The sequence below is a fragment of the Kitasatospora sp. NPDC001309 genome, from assembly GCF_042896295.1.
GTDB lineage: Bacteria > Actinomycetota > Actinomycetes > Streptomycetales > Streptomycetaceae > Kitasatospora.
Map to the genome: position 1 here is coordinate 1 of NZ_JBIAXC010000063.1, position 16,924 is coordinate 16,924.

Below are 16,924 nucleotides of genomic sequence, written 5' to 3' on the forward strand. Positions count from 1 at the left end.
CCTCGTACTGGACGTACTTGGGCGATTCGGGCGTGCGTCCAGGCGGGATGCCCGGCGTCGCGCGCCTGGCAAGATCCGCCGGACAGGCCCTAGACGCCCTGGTACCGGGAGTTCAGGCGTAGTCGGGCAGGTCGAAGGCGGTGGCGGCCCGGAAGGCCGCCTCCAGTTCCATGCCGGGCCGGTCGAAGCCGGGGGCGGTCGGCGTCCGGGCCGCCGAGCAGCGAGGCGTCGGCCCCGTAGCGGTCGCGGGTCAGGTCGAGGATGGCCTGGTTGGCCGCGACGTGGTCGCGCAACCGCCGCTCGTAGGCGGGGAAGGCGGTGCGATGGTCGCCGCCGGCCGCGTGGAGTTCCCCGGCCAGGACGTAGGCGGCGGTCAGCGCCACGCTGGTGCCCTGGCCGGTGAACGGGGAGCAGCAGTACCCGGCGTCGCCGAGCAGGGCGACCCGGTCGTGGGACCAGCGGTCCATCCGGATCTGGGCCACGACGTCGTAGTGGAAGGCCTCGGTCTCCCACATCCCGGCCAGGAAGCGCGGCACCTCCCAGCGCAGTCGGGCGGCGCGCCCGGCGACCAGCTCGCGCTGCTCGGCGCGGTCCCGGGGCAGCATCCGGTCGAGCGGTTCGTCGGTGGAGAAGGTGACGAAGACCCGCAGTTCGGTGTTGTCGCGGACGGTCATCACCAGGCAGCCGTGGCCGTCCGCGCCCTCGTGGGCGATCTCCCAGCGGTCGAGGCCGAGGTGGTTGGGGACGGTCCAGCCGGCGACGTAGCCGCCGACGGGGTGCAGGTAGTCGTCCTCGGGGCCGAAGACCAGGCGGCGGGTCCGGGAGTGCAGGCCGTCGGCGCCGACGACCAGGTCGAAGGAGCGCTCCTCGCCGCTGCGGAAGCGGACCTGGACGCCGTCGCCGTGCTGGACGAGGGTGTCGATGCTGTCGTCGAAGCGGTACTCGATGCCCGGCCCGGCGGCTCCGGCGATCAGTTCGGCCAGTTCGTCGCGCAGGATCTCCACGTCGGGGCCGCCGACCGGGCCGCCGCTGGCCGTCCACTCGGTGGTGCGGTGCAGCTCGCGGCCGTCCCCGTCGACCAGGGACATGCCGCGCAGGCCGGTCCGGCGGGACCGGACCTCCGCGAGCAGGCCCATCCGGTCGACGACCTCCAGGGCGTTGCCGCGGATGTCCACGGGCTGACCGCCGCCGCGCAGTCCGGGGGCGCGCTCCACGACGGTGACGCGGAAGCCGTAGCGCTGGAGCCAGTAGGCGAGTGCGGTGCCGGCGATGCCGGCGCCGGAGACCAGGACCGAGGCCCGGGGTCCGGTGGCGCCGGGGTGCGCCGGGGAGTCGAGCGGAAGGGGGGTGGTCGTCACGGTGGTGGTCACGGTGGTGCCTCCGGTGGGTTCGGCGCTGCTGTCGTGGACCAGACTGGGCAGCGCCACCCACAGGACGCGGACAGACCGCTGACAGCACCGGCGGGCCACCGGCAGGGTGCTGACAGTGCGTCATCATCCACCCCCCGTTCCCTACTCCCGGGGCCGCTCGTCCAGGACCTGCTGGAGCTTGCCGGTCCGCGGGTTGGTGACCAGCTCCGAGCGCGGCACCCACTCCACCGTGAGGGGGTGGATGCTGCCGAGGGCGGCCTCGGACGGGTAGAGCGGCAGGGCCCGGTGGACGGCGTCGACCAGCCGGTCGGACAGGTCGGCGAGGTCGGCGGGCGGCGGCTGGCCGATGTGGCCGAGCCGCAGGATGACCCCGTCGCGGCCGTCCCAACGCCGCTGCACCAGCTGCATCCCGGCGATGTGCCGGTCCGGGTCGGCGGCGACCAGCACGCTGCGGATCTCCTCGGTGGGCAGGGTGACGGTGCCGACCCGGGCGCCCTCGCTGGTGCGGCCGAGCAGGCGGAAGCGTCGGCACTCGCCGTCGACCCAGGCGGCGCGGTCGCCGGTGGGGTAGCGCAGGATCGGCATCAGGGTCCGGAACAGGTTGGTGACCACGACGCGGCCGGGCGTGCCGGGGGTGGTGACGGGCTCGCCGGTGACCTCGTCGAGCAGCTCGACCACGGTGCGGTCGGCGAAGGCCTCGTGCACCCGGACGTCGTCGCCGGGGACGGGCGCGCCGACCAGTCCGGCGTCGTTGGAGGCGTAGCCGACCGAGGCGACGGCCGCGCGGGGGAAGGCCCGGGCGAGCAGCGGGCGCAGGTCGGCGAAGAGCAGGTCGCCGCCGAACAGCAGCAGTTCGACGCCGTCGGCGCGTTCGCCGCGGGCGACCAGGCACTCGGCCACGGCGCTGAGCTTCATCGGCTCGCCGGCCAGGACGTGCACGCCGAAGCCGGTGATCAGGTCGGCGATGTAGCTCTCCGGGGCGGCGCCGCCGACGCCGAGGCGCACGTTGTCGACCGGTGCGTGGTGCAGGGCGTTCTCGATGTAGAGGAAGCCGCCGTAGAGCTCGCCGGCGACGAACAGGTTGGCCACCCGGTGGCCGGGCCGCAGGCCGGCCCGGACCAGGCCGGCGCCGAAGGCCGTGACCGAGTCGGCGTGTTCGGCGCGGGTCCAGGGGGAGAACTTGGGGACGCCGGTGGTGCCGCCGGTCTTGTAGACGCCGGCGTCGGTGAGCGGGCCGGTCAGCACGCGGTTGTCGGGCCAGGTGTTGGCGGCCCAGAAGGCGGTCTGGTCGATCACCGGGAGCTGGTCGAGCCGGTCGGCGCCCTCGGGCAGCTCCCGGTAGAGCTCGGCGTAGAAGGGCGAGTGGGCGCGGGCGAAGCGGATCAGCTCGGCCAGGGGCTTGGCGGGCATGGGCGGGACTCCGTGGGTCGGGAGGAGGGTCGGGACGCCGGTCGGGCGGCGGGCAGCGGGCGGACGGGGCTCAGTCGGTGGTGGCCGCGGGCCGTCCGAGCCAGCCGCGGGCGAGGGTCTGGACGGCGGAGCCGTCGGGGTCGGCGAGCTTGGCCGCCAGGTAGTCGGCGGCCCAGGCGTTGGCGGGCACCCGGAACGGCGGCCGCGGCTCGCGCAGGGTGCGGAGCACGACCTCGGCGACCTCCCGGGCGGGTTGGCCGGCCGACTCCCAGCCCGGGCCGCCGACCCAGTCGAGGTAGTCGGCGAAGGTGTCCGCGTACGGGCCGGAGGCGGCGTGCAGGGTGGCCCGGTTGACGTCGGGGAAGACGCCGAACCCGGTGTCCGGGACGAAGCCCGGCACCACCACCGAGACCCGGACCCCGTGCGCCGCCGCGACCGGGGCGAGCGCCTCCAGGAAGCCCTCGACGGCGAACTTCGCCGCGCAGTACGCCTCGTTGAAGGGCTGGCCGACCACGCCGTGCACGCTGCCGACGGTGACCAGGCGGCCGCCGGCGGCGCGCAGCAGCGGCAGCGCGGCCCGGCTGACGGTGGCGACGCCGAAGAAGTTGACGTCCAGGTTGGCGCGCAGCGCCGCGTCGGTGGACATCTCCAGGGTGGGGTCGGAGTTGGAGACGCCCGCGTTGTTGACGACGGCGTCCAGCCGCCCGTACCGCCGGTGCACGGCGGCCAGGCAGTCGGTGACCGAGCCGGGGTCGGTGACGTCCAGCCGGTGGACGTCCAGGGTGACCCCGGCGGCCTCGGCGGCGGCCCGCAGCGGCCCGGCGCGCTCGGGTGCGCGCAGGGTCGCGACGGTGGTGTAGCCGGCCCGGGCGGCGGCGAGGGCGGTGGCCAGGCCGATGCCGGAGGAGGTGCCGGTGATCAGCAGGACCCGGCCGGTGGGGTCGGCGGGTTCGGTGTCGTTCACGTCGGCTCCTCCGCCGGGACCGCCTCCGCCGGGACCGCCTCCGCCGGGACCGCGGCCGTGCCCTTCGTGCGCTCGGCGGTGTCCAGCAGCGGCTGGAGGCCGAGCGCGGGGACGAAGGAGCAGGCGGCCAGCAGGGTGCCGGCGGCCATGGTGAGGCGGGCGGCGTCCAGGACGCCGAGCGGTCCGGTGAGCAGCGAGACGGCGAGTCCGCCGACCAGCGCGGCGAGCGGGATGACGCCCCAGGTGACGGTCCGGAAGGCGGCGTGCATCACGCCCTGGTTGCGCGCGGACATCCGGGACTGCCGGACGGGGGCGCTGCACACGTTGATGCAGGACATGAAGAAGCCGTAGCAGCCCATGGTCACGGCGATCACCGAGCCGGGCGGCAGCGCGGGCGCGGCGAGCACGCCCAGGCCGACCAGGCAGTGCAGCAGCAGCGACCAGGCCATCGTCCGGCCGAGGCCGAACCGGCGGGAGAGCCGGGGGGCGACCACGGCCCCGAGCAGGGCGCCGAGCGCGGCGACCGACATGGCCGCGCCGAACACGCCGACCTGCACGCCCAGGCCGCGGTAGGCGAGGACGGGCAGCACGGTGACGTACACCGGCCCGCCGCAGTTGAGGACCACGGCCGCCAGCACCACCCGGCGCAGCACCGGGTCGGCCCAGTTGAGCCGGAAGCCGCGGGTCAGCCGCTCCCGGATCGAGCCCTCCTCGACGGTCCGCTCGCCCCAGGGGCGCATGCGGCGGAAGCAGGCCGCCGAGACCAGGTAGCTGGCCGCGTCGACCAGCAGGGCGGCCACGCCGAGCGCGCTGTAGAGGGCCGCGGCGACGGACGGCCCGGCGACCTCGGCGACCGAACCGCTGCCCTCCAGCCGGGAGTAGGCGCGGACCATGCCGTCCTCGGGGACGACGGCGGGGACGGCGACGAGGTAGCCGACGTTGAAGAAGATGGTCGCGCCGCTGATGACGGCCACGCAGCCGAACAGCAGCGGGGTGGAGAGCGCGCCCAGGGCGTGGGCGAGCGGGATCGCGGCGACGGCGGCCAGCCGGACCAGGTCGCAGACGAGCATGGTGCGGCGCTTGTCCCAGCGGTCGACCAGCACCCCGGCGACCGGCCCGAGCAGCGGGATGCCGAGGTACTGGGCCATCGCGACCACGCCGACCTGGAGGGCGGAGGCGTGCAGCACGAAGATCATCAGGGTCGGGACGACGAAGACGGTGACCTTGTCGCCGACCAGGCTGACGGTCTGTCCGGCCCAGAACAGCGAGAAGCTCCGCCCGAGCGGCGCCGGGGCGCGCTTCGCCGGGGTGGTGTCGGCCGTCACGACTCCTCCCGGACGACCAGGGCGACGGTCTTGCCGGTGCGGCCGTTGCTGACCAGCTCGTCCACCGGGCGCACCCGGAAGGCCCACGGGTCGTGCTGGAAGGCGGTGCCGAGGGTGCAGGTCGCGGTGAACAGCTCGGTGCGCAGCCGCTCGACGTCCGGGACCGCCGCGGCGCCGGCGGTCACCACCAGCAGGTCCACGCCGGTCGCCCGGCCGTCCCGCTCGGTGAGCACCACCTGGGCCCGGGCCACGCCCGGGGCGCGCTCGGCCCGTTCGATCAGCTCGTCCACGTCCAGGCCGAGGCCGCGGACCTGGACGACGCTGTCGCGCCGGCCCAGCACCCGCATGGCCGGTCCGGGGCGCCCGCACGGGCAGTCGGTCAACTCGCCCGCGTCGCCGGTGCGGTAGCGCAGCACCGGGTTGAGCATCTCCGGGTCGAGGGCGGTGAAGTCCAGCAGTCCGCCGGGGTCGGCGTGCACCAGCTGGTGGGGCAGCGGGTGGAAGACCTCGGCCGGGCAGTCCGGGGTGTTGGTGCCCACCACCCAGGTCTCGGTGCTGCCGAACATGCCCCAGCGCCGCGCCTCGGGGGCCACCTCGGCGAGGTCGGCGTCCAGTTGGGGCTGCCAGGCCTCGCCGAGCCAGAGCACCTTGCGCAGCGCGGGCAGCCGGATGCCGGCGGACCTGGCGTGCGCGAACCAGAGCCGCAGCACGCTGGGGGTGCCGCCGATGGCGGTCACCCGCCGCGCGGCCAGCAGCTCCAGCCAGGCGCCGTACTCGTCCTTGGCGACCGAGCCGAGGGCGATGATCCGGCAGCCGGAGAGGTCGGCGAGGGCGGCGGCGAGGAAGTGGGCGCCCCACATCCGTCCGGCGCCCCAGGCGTTGACGAAGAGGTCGGTGCGGTCGAGCGGCTGCCAGTGGGCGTGCACGCCGGCCATGTAGAAGCCGGTGGGGGCGTAGCCGACCTTGGGGGCGCCGGTGCTGCCGCCGCTCTGGAACAGCCAGGTCGCGGACTGCTCGGCGGTCGGCTCCAGGTGGGCGAGGGCGGTGTTGAGGTCGACCTTCGCCAGCGGGGGGAGCTGGGCGAGCGCGTCGAGGGAGTCGGCGTCGAGGTGCGCGGGGTAGTGCGGGGCCAGCGCGGGCACGCTGCGCAGCCGGTCCAGGGTGCGACGGGCCACGTGCAGCCGGGGCGCGGCGGCCTCGGGGGACAGCGAGAAGGCGGTCATCGGGGGTCCGTCCGGAAGGCGGGGGCAGGGGCGGGGACGAGAACGGGGGCGAGGACGGGGCCGGTGCGGGGCGCGGTGTCGAGGGTGAGCGGGCGGGCGCCGTCGGCGAGCCACCTGGCGTGGCCGTCCCGGTAGGCGGCGAACCGGGCGCGGGTGACGTCCCGTTGCAGGCTGCGGTGCGGGTCGGTGCGGTCCGGGGCGATCACGCCGTCCGGTTCCAGCTCGGAGAACCAGTACCGCTCGCCGTCGTACAGGAAGTCGACGCAGAAGAACGGGATCGGCAGCCGTTCGGCGAACCAGGCGGTGGCGGCGGCGAGTTCGGGCGGCACCGGGGGGAACTCCATGCCCCCGCCGCGGCTGGCGTTGGCGACCGGGGAGCCGGGTTCGGGGGTGCGCTTCATCACCGCGTACGGCCGGCCGTCGACCACGTACACCCGGTAGTCGATGGTGCCGTCGCCCAGGTAGGGCTGGATCACCAGGGTGGTGTCGCCGCCCTGGGCCAGGCTGGCCAGGCCGCGCACCTCCTCGGGGTTGCGGGCCAGGTTGATCCCGCCGCCGCCGCACCAGCCGGCCGGTTTGACGATGGCCGGGTAGGTCATCCGCCCGAGCGCGACCTCGTAGCCGTACTTGGCGGTGTCCCGCCCGGTGCCGATCCGCACGGTCGGGATGGTCGGCACCGGGGAGTCGGCCAGGAACAGCAGGGTGGCCAGCTTGTCGTTGCCGATCAGCGACACCTGCGGGGGGAACGGCAGGTAGAAGCCGGCCTGTTCGAGCACCGCGTAGAGCGCGTACTGGTTGAAGACGTCCATCGACTGGTACGGCAGCGAGTAGAGCGCCGTGATGAAAAGGGTGTCCTCGGGGGTCACCACCTCGTCGTCGACGTACACCCGGGGGCGGCCGGGGCCGGTGGCGTCCACGCTGACGGCGTCCGGGGCGTGCCTGGTCCAGCGCAGGCCGAGGTCGGCGGCGCTCTCGGCGTAGAGGTCCCAGAAGAAGCCGTGCCACATCTCGGCCATCCGGGAGGACTCCCGGTCGGGGAAGATCCAGCACAGCCGGCGCAGCGGGCCGGGCGGGGCGGGGGCGGTCATCGGGCTCCTCGGGGTGCGGCGGGGGTGATGGCGGTCTCCGGGCGTGGGGTGCCGGGCGCGCGGCCTCTCGGGCGGGCGCCTGGGTGTGGTGAGGGGTGTGGTGAGGGGTGTGGTGAGGGGTGTGGTGCGGAGCGGGGGCGGTGGGGGCTCGGCCGGGGGAACGGTTGGGGCTCGGCCGCAGGGCGGACCTCGGCCTCGGCCCGCTCCGGGGTCAGGCGTGGTGAGGGTGGCTCCGAGGCCCGATCAGCCTGTCGGGGCGTGGAGTTCGAGGTGGCCCTCGCTCCTGCGGTGGCCGCGATGCGTCGGCCCGGGCCGGCCGGGGTGGGGGTTTCGACGGCGGTTCGGACGGCCTGATGGGAAGTCAGGACGGGTTTCGGCTGCCCGGTCGAACCCGTCGTGAAGCGTGGAGGGAATGCGGCCCGGTTGTTCCGGCGCCACCGTGGACGGGAGCGCCGGGGGGTCCCCGGGGTTTTTCGAAGGCTCTGCGGTCGGCTCCGGTGACTCCACTAATCGGATTGCGAGTTGAAGGCTTTCTCCGGTGCTTGCGGAGACCGTCGTACGGCACTGCGCGGCCGCCGCCACGGTCTGTCGGCGGGCCGGTGGGAATACCGGGTCGACGGGGCGGCAGTGGCCCCCGGCGGTCGGCACGCCGAGGAGTGCGACCACCGTTTCCGGTGCGTGGACGGCCCGTACGGCGACCGTGCCGGGGTTCGATCCCGGGCCTGTGGCCAGGGAGTTCGCCGATTCCAGGAGTCGGCCGTGGGTCGGGGCGGGTCCGCGGTGGACGATCGCCGGACGGCGGGGATTTCGACGTGCGATATCTCTGAGGACGTCAAGTAGGTCGGGGGCGACCCGGGGGAAACCGTGAATATTTGACATGCCCGCCCCAAATGCGCTGAGAACTGCTCATCCGTGCTCGGCGAACGGCGACTCTACCTTCGAACATGCGTGGCGACAATGGATGTTGAGGGTGTTCTTCCAAGGCTCCGTGGTGGAACTGTGAACCGCCCCCGACCGGGGAAATCGTTCGGGTGAGGACGGTGCGCCCGGGCGCCCCGAGGAGTTCACCGCCCACCCGCTGGGCTCCTCCGTCCGCCGCCCGCACGGCAGTTCGCCCCACTCAGTGCGGGTCGCCGGCGATCCGCCCGGCCAGTGCCCGTACGGTGGGCGGTAGTTCGCGCAGCCGCAGGGCGAGCAGCGGCAGGGCCAGGCCCAGGTACACCCAGCTGAGCACCAGCCGGGAGGACTCGCCGGGCAGGGCGAACTGGACGCCGAACAGCACCAGCAGCAGGGCGGCCTTCCAGGGCAGGAACCGCAGGTCGAGGAGGAGGACGACGGCCAGCACGGTCTGAGCGGCGGTCAGCAGCACCTCGTCCACCTGGCGTTCGACCAGGGGGAGCGAGGCCGGGCCGCCGCCCAGCAGGTGGGCCAGCGGCAGGCAGCCGATCAGCAGCGTCCACTGGTTGACCTTGCTGGAGAGCAGCGCGCCCAGCCCGTCGTCGCCGCGCAGCCGCCAGGCGAACACCACGGCGACGATCAGCTCCGGGGCCTCGGAGGCCAGCGGGGCGAGCCACTGCACCAACAGGAAGCGGTCGATGCCGAGCGAGGAGCCGGCGTCCACCAGCGAGGTGGCGAAGGGCTCGGCGCAGGCGAAGACGACGGCCGCGGCCGCGAGGAACACCAGGACGGTGACGGGCCGTCGGCGGGCCGTCGGCAGCAGGGCCAGCCGGGCCGGGACACCGACGAGCTCCTCCTCGTCGGTCTCGCTGCACCGGCTGATCCGGAACAGGTAGTAGGCGTACCAGGCGATCAGCACCACCGCGAGCACCCAGGAGATCCGCCGCATCGCCGGCATCACGAAGGCCACCAGCGCGGCGGCCCCCAGGAACGCGGTGTCGATCCGGCGGTGCTCGCGCAGCACGATCCCGGGGGCGACGCCGCGGCGCCGGGCGGCCAGGTACGCGGCCAGCGCGACCAGCGGCCAGCCGACGCCGACCAGCAGCCGGTTGGCGCCGGTCATGTTGGCGGCCGCGTAGGCGGCGTACTCGGGGCGGGTGCCGGCCGTGTAGGCGAACCAGAGGTCGACGGCGTACTCGGGCAGCACCGCGATGAAGGCCAGCAGGGCGAGCGCCAGCGGCCCGGAGATGTCCGCCCGGGCGGTCTCCGCCGCCCACATCAGCAGCAGCGCCGCCGACAGCACCCCGAGACCGAACAGCAGCATGGCCGGCACCGGCGAGGGGTGGATCCCGGCCAGCCGCAGCACCACCGCGGGCAGCGCGCCGGCGGCGGCCGCCGCGAGCCGCAGCGCCGTCACCGACCCGCTGGGCGGCGGCGCGGACGGCACCTCGGCGGTGCCCGGGGGCGGGGTGGCGGTCGCGGGTGACTCGTGGGCCATCGGCCGTCCTCGTGCTCGACGCTCGGCGGGGCGCACGGCGGGGGCTCGGCGCAACGCTCGGGGGACGCGAAGCAGGCTAGGGGCGCCCCGGGGCGGCGGCGCCGCTACGGGGCGGGGCCGCGGCGGAGTTCCCCCGTACGGCGGCGGGCGCGGCGGGGTGCGGCGGGGTGCAGCGCCGGTCGCGCCGGGGACGGGGTCGCCGGTCAGGGCCCTGGCGGCGACGCTCAGGACCCGAGCGGGGCCTCCCACACCAGCCGGGTGCCGCCGCCCGCGTCGTCCGCCGGGCCGTGGGTGAAGGCCCCGCCGACCCGTGCGGCGCGTTCGGCGAGGTTGCGCAGCCCGCTGCGCCGCCCGCCCTCGGGGATGCCCGTGCCGTCGTCCGTGACGGTGAGCACCACCCGCCCGGCCAGCGCCCGCAGGTTGACCTCGACCCGGCCGGCCCCGGCGTGCCGGGCGGCGTTGCTGAGCGCCTCCGCCAGCACGGCGACCACGTGTTCGGCCAGCTCCTGCGGGACGTCGGTGTCCAGCAGCCCCTCCAGGCTGAGCCGGGGCGCGAAGCCGAGCGGCCCCTGGGCCTCGGTGACCACCCGGGTGGCGCGGGCGCGCAGGCCGCGGTCCGGTTCGCTGTGGGCGCGCAGGCCGAAGATGGTCGAACGGATGATCTTGATGGTCTCGTCCAGGTCCGCCACCGCCCGGGCGACCCGGTCGGCGGCGGCCGGACTCTCGATCAGCCGGCCCGCGCTCTGCAGCGTCATCCCGGTGGCGAAGAGCCGCTGGATCGCCAGGTCGTGCAGGTCCCGGGCGATCCGGTCGCGGTCCTCCAGCAGGTTCAACTGCTCTGCGTCGCGCCGCCGTTCGGCCAGCTCCAGGGCGAGCGCCGCCTGGTCGGCGAAGCCCAGCAGCGGGCCGGTCTCCTCCGGCCCGAAGGCGGGCTGCCCCTGCGCCCGGGCCAGCAGCAGCACACCCCGCCCGTACCCGGGGCCGGTGCCCAGCGGCACCGCCACGGCCGGGCCCAGCCCGTCGAAGCGGCCCGCCGGACCGGCCGGGAAGCGGGCGTCGGCGGCCAGGTCGTCACTGGTGGCCGGGGAGCCGGAGGCGTACGCGGCGCCGGAGAGCGTGCCGTCCACCGGCACCGTCACCCCCAGCCGGGCGGCGGGCTCGGCGCCGAGCGCGACCTCCACCGCCAGCTCCTCGGCCCGCTCCTCCGGCCCGGCCAGCGCCACCGAGACGTCCGCCAGCTCGGCCCCGGCGATCTCCCGGGCCCGGCGGGCGATCAGCTCGACCACCTCCAGGCGCGGCGCGCCCGACAGCAGGCTGCGGGTGATCTCGGTGCTCGCCCGCAGCCAGCGCTGGCGCAGCTGGGCCTCCTCGTACAGCCGGGCGTTGTCGATCGCGACCCCGGCGGCGACCGCGAGGGTGGAGATCACCGCCTCGTCGTCCTCGTCGAAGTCCAGCCCGCCGCGCTTGTCGGTCAGGTAGAGGTTGCCGAACACCTCCCCGTGGATCCGCACCGGCACCCCCAGGAAGGTGTGCATCGGCGGGTGGCCGACCGGGAAGCCGATCGAGGCCGGGTGCTCGGACAGCACCGGGCAGCGCAGCGGCTGCGGGTGGCGGATCAGCTCACCGAGGATGCCCCGGCCGGAGGGCGGCGGGCCGATCTCCTCGATCTCCGCCTCGGACAGACCGACCGTCAGGAACTGCGACAGGGTGTGCCCGTCCGGCCCGATCACGCCCAGCGCGCCGTAGCGGGCGTCCACCAGGTCGACGGCGGCCTCCACGATCCGGTGCAGCGCCTGGGCGAGGTCCAGCTCCCGGCCGACCGCCAGCACCGCCTCCAGCAGGCTGTGCACCCGGTTCTGGGTGCCGCGCGCCGCGTCGATCCGCCACTGGAGCTCCTCCAGCAGCTCGTCCAGGCGCAGCCGGGGCATCCGCGCGCCGCCGCCCGCCGCGCTGCCGTCCGCTCCGCCCACCGCTGTCCTCCTCGTTCGCACCGCGACCCGTCGGCCCGCGCCGCCCGGTCCGATCAGGGACCGTCCGACCAGCGGGTATTCCGTGTCCACACCGTAGTGCCCGGGTGTCGACGGGGTGGCGGCCGGGGTCGCCCGTACTGTTCGGCGGGGGTCTTTCGTCCTGTGGGCGGGGGCCTTGCGGCCTCTGGCGGCTCGCCGTCGGCGGGCGACAGGGTGGGAGCAGAGCGGACGGGGCGTCAGTCACGCACCGTCCCCGGTGCCGAGACAGTGGAGGAACCGTCATGACGTCAACCGTGGTGGCCGGGGTCGACGGCTCGCCGGCGAGCACCGCCGCCGCCCAGTGGGCGGCCGAGGAGGCGGGGCGGCGCGGGGCGGCGCTGCGGCTGGTGCACGCCTGGCCGTGGCTGACCGACGGGGTGTCCTCCTACGCCGAGCCCGACGACCTCCCGGCAGCCGCCGAGCGCACCCTGGCCGAAGCCGCGGACGCGGTCCGCCGGCACCACCCGGAGCTCGTCGTGCACACCGACACGGTGCTGGACGCCCCGGTGGACGGGCTGGTGGCGGCCGCCGCCGACGCCGAGCTGCTGGTGCTCGGCTCGCGCGGACGCGGCGGCTTCACCGGGCTGCTGCTCGGCTCGGTCAGCATGGCGGTGGCCGGGCGCAGCGGCACGCCGGTGGTCGTGGTGCGGGAGGTCGGCGGCGAGGGGGCCGGGGAGGGAGCCGGCGAGGTGGTGGTCGGCGTGGACGCCCACGCGCCCGAGGAGGAGGTGCTCGCCTTCGCCTTCCAGGAGGCCGCCCTGCGCGGCGCCCGGGTGCGGGCGGTGCACGGCTGGGACCTGCCGCCGCTGTTCGGCTACGCGGGCGGGGCCGTGCCGGCGGGGGAGGTCGCCCAACTGGAGGCGCTGGAGGCGAAGCTGCTGTCGCTCGCCCTGGCCGGGCCGCGCGAGCGGCACCCGGCGGTCGAGGTGGTCGAGGACGTCCGGCTGGGCGCCGCGCGCGGCCTGGTGGAGGCCTCCGCCGGGGCCGGGCTGGTGGTCGTGGGCCGGCGCCGCCGTCCGATCGAGCTCGGCCCCCGGCTCGGCCGGATCGCCCACGCGGCACTGCACCACGCCGAGGCCCCGGTGGCGGTCGTCCCGCACGGGTGACCGACGCCCCGGCGGCGGAAGGGCTTTCGGCCCTGGCCCGCGCGGCGGCCCGGCGCGCAGGCTCGGAAGCAGCGAGGACTCCGCGGTCGAGTCGTCGACCGCTGGACGGTCGTGAGGAGTTGATCGCCATGATGCGCACCCCGGTTCCGACCCCGGTTCCGACCCCGGCGCTCACCCCGGCGGAGCTGCGCCTGCTCGCCGCGGCGGGCGGCGCGGCGCCGTCGCTGCACAACAGCCAGCCCTGGCGCTTCGTGCCCACCCCGGACGGCCACGGGCTCGCCGTCCACGCCGACCCCTCCCGCGGGCTGCCGCTGGCCGACCCGGTCGGGGCGGCGCTGCACATCGCGGTCGGCGCCGCCGTGTTCAACCTGCGGGTGGCCGCCGGACACCTCGGCCGCACGGCGGCGGTCCGGCTGCTCCCGGAGCCCGCTGAGCCCGGCCTGCTGGCCCTGCTCGACCTCTCCGCCCCGGCCCGCGTACGCCTGCCCTTCGGCCGCGACCTCCGCCCGGCCGTCGCCGCCCGCCGCTCCAGCCGCGAGCCCTTCGCCCAGCGGGACGTGCCCGAGGCGGTGCTCGGCGAACTGCTCACCGCCGCCGCCGAGGAGGGCGTCGTGGTGGCCGCGCTGGAGGAAGCCGGTGTCCGGCGGGTGCTGGCGCTGACCGTCGAGGCGGAGCGCCGTTGCGAGGACGACCCGGCCCGGGTGGCGGAGAGCCGCGCCTGGCTGCGCCCGCCGGGGGAGTGCACCGACGGCATCCCCTACGAGGCGCTCGGCTCCCTGGACCGCGACGCGAGGGTCCCGATGCGCCGGTACGCCGGCCGCCCGCCGTACGGCCCGGGCTCCGCCACGGCCCCCGGTGGGCCGCCCGCCCCGCCGGTCGGGCCGGAGCGGCGCTTCGAGGCGCTGCCGCAGCTGTGCACCCTGACCACCCCCGGTGACGGCCCGCTGGACTGGCTGCGCGCCGGGCAGGCGCTGGAGAGGGTCTGGCTGCTGGCCACCGTGCACGGGGTGCGGCTGACGGTCTGGCACCAGGCGCTCGAGTGGCCGGACCTCCGCTGGGCGCTGCGCGACCCGGCCGACGGCCCGGCGCACGTCCAGCTGGTGCTGCGGATCGGGTACGGCCCGCCCGGTGCGGCGACGCCCCGGCGGCCGGTCGAGGAGACGCTCGGCTGAACGGCCCGGCCCGGCACCGGGGAGCCCGCGCTCCCCGGCACCGGGCCGGCCCGTTCGGGCTCAGCGCGGCCGGTCGGCCGCCGTGCGGACCTCGGCGGTCAGGTGCAGCGGCGGGCTGTGCCGGAAGGTGAGGGTGAAGGCCACCCGCTGGCCGGGCCGCAGCGCGGGCGGGGCGGGGATCATCAGGTCGGCGTCCTCGGGCGTCATGGCCAGTTCGCCCCGACCGGGGACGGGCAGGCCGGGGACGGGCTCCCAGCGGCCCGCCGCGCCCTGGTGGAGGTGCCGCTTGAGGGTGATCGGTCCACCGAACTCCCAGTCGGCGCCGGTCAGTTCGTCGGGTACGTCGCCCGGGTTGCGGATCGTGAAGAAGGCCGCGGTGGCGGTGGCCGCGCCGGCCGTGGGCAGCAGCACCCAGCCGGGGCCGGCCTCCACCGGGCGGGGGCCGACGCCGGCTCCGCCGACCGCCGTCCAGCCGGTGAGCAGGGCCAGCGCGAGTGCCGCGGCGCCGACCGGCGGGCCGACCACGGCGAGCCGGTCGAGCGGCCCGGATATCCGTGTCCTCACCGCAGGCCACCCGTCGTCCGGCCGCTGGTCGTACGACCCTCCGTCGACCGTCCGCTGGTCGTACGGCCCCCCGTCGGCCGGCCGCTGGTCGTACGACCCCCGGTCGACCGTCCGCGCCCCGGTTCCCAGGTGCGCAGCCGCAGGCTGTTGCCCACCACCAGCAGCGAACTGAGCGACATCGCCACCGCCGCCAGCATCGGGTTCAGCAGCCCGACGGCCGCCAGCGGGATCAGCACCAGGTTGTAGCCGAAGGCCCAGAGCAGATTGGCCCGGATCGTGGCGAGGGTCTGCCGGGCCAGCCGCACGGCGTCCACCACCGCCTCGATGTCACCGCGCACCAGGGTCAGTCCGGCCGCGCCGATCGCGGCGTCGCTGCCGGAGGCCAGCGCCACGCCGAGGTCGGCCGAGGCGAGGGCGACCGCGTCGTTGACGCCGTCGCCGACCACCGCCACCGTCCGTCCGGCGGCCCGCAGTTCGGCCACCACCTCGGCCTTGCGCTCGGGCGAGGCCGAGTCGTGCACCCGCTCGATGCCCAGCTCGGCGGCCACCGCCCGGGCCGCGCCCGGGCCGTCCCCGGTCAGCAGCACGGTCTCCAGGCCCATCCCGCGCAGCCGGTGGAGGGCCCGCCAACTGCCGGAACGCAGCGTGTCACCGACCGCCAGTACGGCCGCGGCCCGTCCGTCCAGCTCCACCAGGACGGCGGTGCGGCCCGCCGTCCCGGCCGCGGTGACCGCCGCGGCGAGCTCCGGGGGCAGCGCGTCGCCGTCCGGCCGGACGGCCCGGACCGGACGGCCCTCGACGGTGCCGGACACCCCGAGGCCGGTGGCGGCGGCGAAGCCGTCCACCGGGGGGAGTGTCCCGCAGCGCTCCCGGGCGGCGGCCGCGACGGCCCGTCCGATCGGGTGCTCCGAGCGGTGCTCGACCGCGCCCGCCAGCCGCAGCACCTCCGCCTCGGTGCACCCCTCGGCGACCGTCACCGCCGCCAGTTCCATCCGGCCGGTGGTCAGCGTGCCGGTCTTGTCCACCACCACGGTGTCCACCCGGCGCAGGCTCTCCAGCACCTCGGGGCCGCGTACCAGCACGCCCAGTTCGGCGCCGCGCCCGGTCGCCGCCAGCAGCGCCGTCGGGGTGGCCAGGCCCAGTGCGCACGGGCAGGCCACCACCAGGACGGCGACCGCCGCCGTGACGGCCGCCTGCGGGGCGGCGCCCGCGCCCAGCCAGAAGCCCAGGACGCACACCGCGACCGCCAGCACGCAGGGCACGAAGACCCCGGCCACCGCGTCCGCCAGTCGCTGCGCCCGGGCCTTGCCGGCTTGGGCCTCGGCCACCAGGGCGGTGATCCGGGCCAGTTGGGTGTCCGCGCCGACGGCGGTGGCGCGTACCACCAGCGCACCGCCGACGTTCACCGTCGCCCCGGCCACGGCGTCCCCGGGGCCGACCTCCACCGGCACGCTCTCCCCGGTCAGCAGGCTCAGGTCGAGGGCCGAACCGCCCTCCACGACCACTCCGTCGGTGGCCACCCGCTCGCCCGGCCGCACCACGAACTCCTGCCCGGGGAGCAGCAGTTCGACGGGGATCAGGCGTTCCTCGCCGTCCTGCGCCCGGACGCAGACCTGCTTGGCGCCCAGCTCGGCCAGCGCCCGCAGCGCGGAGCCGCTGCGGCGGCGCACCCGGCCCTCCAGCAGCCGCCCGGCCAGCACGAACAGCGGCACCCCGACCGCCGCCTCCAGGTACACGTGCGCCGCGCCGCCACCGTCGGCGGTCAGCGAGAACGGCATCCGCATGCCCAACTCGCCTGCCCCGCCCAGGAACAGCGCGTAGGCGGACCAGGCGAAGGAGGCCACCACGCCCAGGCTGACCAGGGTGTCCATGGTCGCGGCGGCGTGCCGCAGCCCTTGCAGGGCGCGCCGGTGGAAGCCGGCCGACCCCCAGGTCACCACCGGCACGGCCAGGGCGAAGCAGACCCACTGCCAGGCGTCGAACTGGAGCGCGGGCACCATCGACAGGGCCAGCACGGGGACGGCCAGCAGGGTGGTGACCAGCAGCCGCCGGCGCTCGTCCGGCTCCTCCTCCGGCAGTCCGCCGAGCACCCCGGAGGCCGCCAACTCGGCCGTGTACCCGGCCCGTTCGACGGCCGCGACCAGCTCGTCCACGGACACCCCGGCCGGGTGCAGCACCCGGGCCCGGCCGGTCGCCAGGTTCACCCCGGCCGTCACCCCGTCGATCCGGCCCAGCCGCTTCTCCACCCGGCCCACGCAGGCCGCGCAGGTCATCCCGCCGACCGCCAGATCGGTGGAC

At 76.1% G+C, this 16,924-nt stretch carries 13 protein-coding genes; 2 read left to right on the forward strand and 11 right to left on the reverse strand.

The features are described from left to right. Nucleotides 1-89: 89 nt before the first annotated feature. From ACFY2K_RS39055 to ACFY2K_RS39095, 9 genes are all read right to left on the reverse strand, one after another. A complete protein-coding gene (locus ACFY2K_RS39055; protein WP_387717399.1) occupies nt 90-1,427 on the reverse strand; it encodes an FAD-dependent monooxygenase in 1,338 nt (445 codons plus the stop codon). Nucleotides 1,428-1,511: 84 nt separating this feature from the next. Then, a complete protein-coding gene (locus ACFY2K_RS39060) occupies nt 1,512-2,780 on the reverse strand; it encodes a phenylacetate--CoA ligase family protein (RefSeq protein ID WP_387717401.1) in 1,269 nt (422 codons plus the stop codon). 70 nt (nt 2,781-2,850) lie between these two features. Beyond that, nucleotides 2,851-3,744: an SDR family NAD(P)-dependent oxidoreductase gene (locus tag ACFY2K_RS39065; RefSeq protein ID WP_380529056.1), complete on the reverse strand. Its 894-nt coding sequence runs from the start codon at nt 3,742-3,744 to the stop codon at nt 2,851-2,853. Further along, a complete protein-coding gene (locus tag ACFY2K_RS39070; protein WP_387717403.1) occupies nt 3,741-5,069 on the reverse strand; it encodes an MFS transporter in 1,329 nt (442 codons plus the stop codon). Before ACFY2K_RS39070 ends, ACFY2K_RS39065 begins: the two co-directional genes overlap by 4 nt. Further along, nucleotides 5,066-6,292 (reverse strand): AMP-binding protein, encoded by a 1,227-nt coding sequence (locus tag ACFY2K_RS39075; protein ID WP_387717406.1) that lies wholly within the window; start codon nt 6,290-6,292, stop codon nt 5,066-5,068. Before ACFY2K_RS39075 ends, ACFY2K_RS39070 begins: the two co-directional genes overlap by 4 nt. Further along, complete coding sequence (locus ACFY2K_RS39080; RefSeq protein ID WP_387717408.1) at nt 6,289-7,380, reverse strand: RimK family alpha-L-glutamate ligase; 1,092 nt, start codon at nt 7,378-7,380, stop codon at nt 6,289-6,291. Before ACFY2K_RS39080 ends, ACFY2K_RS39075 begins: the two co-directional genes overlap by 4 nt. 243 nt (nt 7,381-7,623) lie before the next feature. Further along, the gene (locus ACFY2K_RS39085) at nt 7,624-8,259 is read right to left on the reverse strand and encodes an AMP-binding protein (RefSeq protein WP_387717410.1); all 636 of its coding nucleotides are present in this window, start codon (nt 8,257-8,259) and stop codon (nt 7,624-7,626) included. Between the two features lie 241 nt (nt 8,260-8,500). After that, nucleotides 8,501-9,775: a hypothetical protein gene (locus ACFY2K_RS39090; protein WP_375886609.1), complete on the reverse strand. Its 1,275-nt coding sequence runs from the start codon at nt 9,773-9,775 to the stop codon at nt 8,501-8,503. Nucleotides 9,776-9,999: 224 nt separating this feature from the next. Then, nucleotides 10,000-11,703 (reverse strand): GAF domain-containing protein, encoded by a 1,704-nt coding sequence (locus ACFY2K_RS39095; protein WP_375886643.1) that lies wholly within the window; start codon nt 11,701-11,703, stop codon nt 10,000-10,002. A gap of 323 nt (nt 11,704-12,026) precedes the next feature. On the opposite strand from ACFY2K_RS39095, the gene ACFY2K_RS39100 reads away from it, so the two are divergent. Further along, complete coding sequence (locus ACFY2K_RS39100) at nt 12,027-12,890, forward strand: universal stress protein (protein ID WP_387717412.1); 864 nt, start codon at nt 12,027-12,029, stop codon at nt 12,888-12,890. 128 nt (nt 12,891-13,018) lie between these two features. Continuing rightward, complete coding sequence (locus tag ACFY2K_RS39105; RefSeq protein WP_387717414.1) at nt 13,019-14,062, forward strand: Acg family FMN-binding oxidoreductase; 1,044 nt, start codon at nt 13,019-13,021, stop codon at nt 14,060-14,062. 60 nt (nt 14,063-14,122) lie between these two features. Here ACFY2K_RS39105 and ACFY2K_RS39110 read toward each other — a convergent pair whose 3' ends face one another. Together ACFY2K_RS39110 and ACFY2K_RS39115 are read right to left on the reverse strand one after the other, a co-directional pair. Further along, nucleotides 14,123-14,626 (reverse strand): copper chaperone PCu(A)C, encoded by a 504-nt coding sequence (locus ACFY2K_RS39110; RefSeq protein ID WP_380529072.1) that lies wholly within the window; start codon nt 14,624-14,626, stop codon nt 14,123-14,125. Further along, nucleotides 14,623-16,899 carry a heavy metal translocating P-type ATPase gene (locus ACFY2K_RS39115; protein WP_387717438.1) on the reverse strand — a complete coding sequence of 759 codons (2,277 nt, stop codon included), beginning with the start codon at nt 16,897-16,899 and terminating at the stop codon, nt 14,623-14,625. The genes ACFY2K_RS39110 and ACFY2K_RS39115 overlap by 4 nt, the downstream gene beginning before the upstream one ends. Nucleotides 16,900-16,924 lie beyond the last annotated feature (25 nt).

Coding starts and splice junctions, on each gene's coding strand:
- ACFY2K_RS39060 (WP_387717401.1), bottom strand. CDS start 2,780: ATGCCCGCCAAGCCCCTGGCCGAGCTGATCCGCTTCGCCCGCGCCCAC.
- ACFY2K_RS39075 (WP_387717406.1), bottom strand. CDS start 6,292: ATGACCGCCTTCTCGCTGTCCCCCGAGGCCGCCGCGCCCCGGCTGCAC.
- ACFY2K_RS39080 (WP_387717408.1), bottom strand. CDS start 7,380: ATGACCGCCCCCGCCCCGCCCGGCCCGCTGCGCCGGCTGTGCTGGATC.
- ACFY2K_RS39085 (WP_387717410.1), bottom strand. CDS start 8,259: ATGTCAAATATTCACGGTTTCCCCCGGGTCGCCCCCGACCTACTTGAC.
- ACFY2K_RS39090 (WP_375886609.1), bottom strand. CDS start 9,775: ATGGCCCACGAGTCACCCGCGACCGCCACCCCGCCCCCGGGCACCGCC.
- ACFY2K_RS39095 (WP_375886643.1), bottom strand. CDS start 11,703: ATGCCCCGGCTGCGCCTGGACGAGCTGCTGGAGGAGCTCCAGTGGCGG.
- ACFY2K_RS39100 (WP_387717412.1), top strand. CDS start 12,027: ATGACGTCAACCGTGGTGGCCGGGGTCGACGGCTCGCCGGCGAGCACC.
- ACFY2K_RS39105 (WP_387717414.1), top strand. CDS start 13,019: ATGATGCGCACCCCGGTTCCGACCCCGGTTCCGACCCCGGCGCTCACC.
- ACFY2K_RS39115 (WP_387717438.1), bottom strand. CDS start 16,899: ATGACCTGCGCGGCCTGCGTGGGCCGGGTGGAGAAGCGGCTGGGCCGG.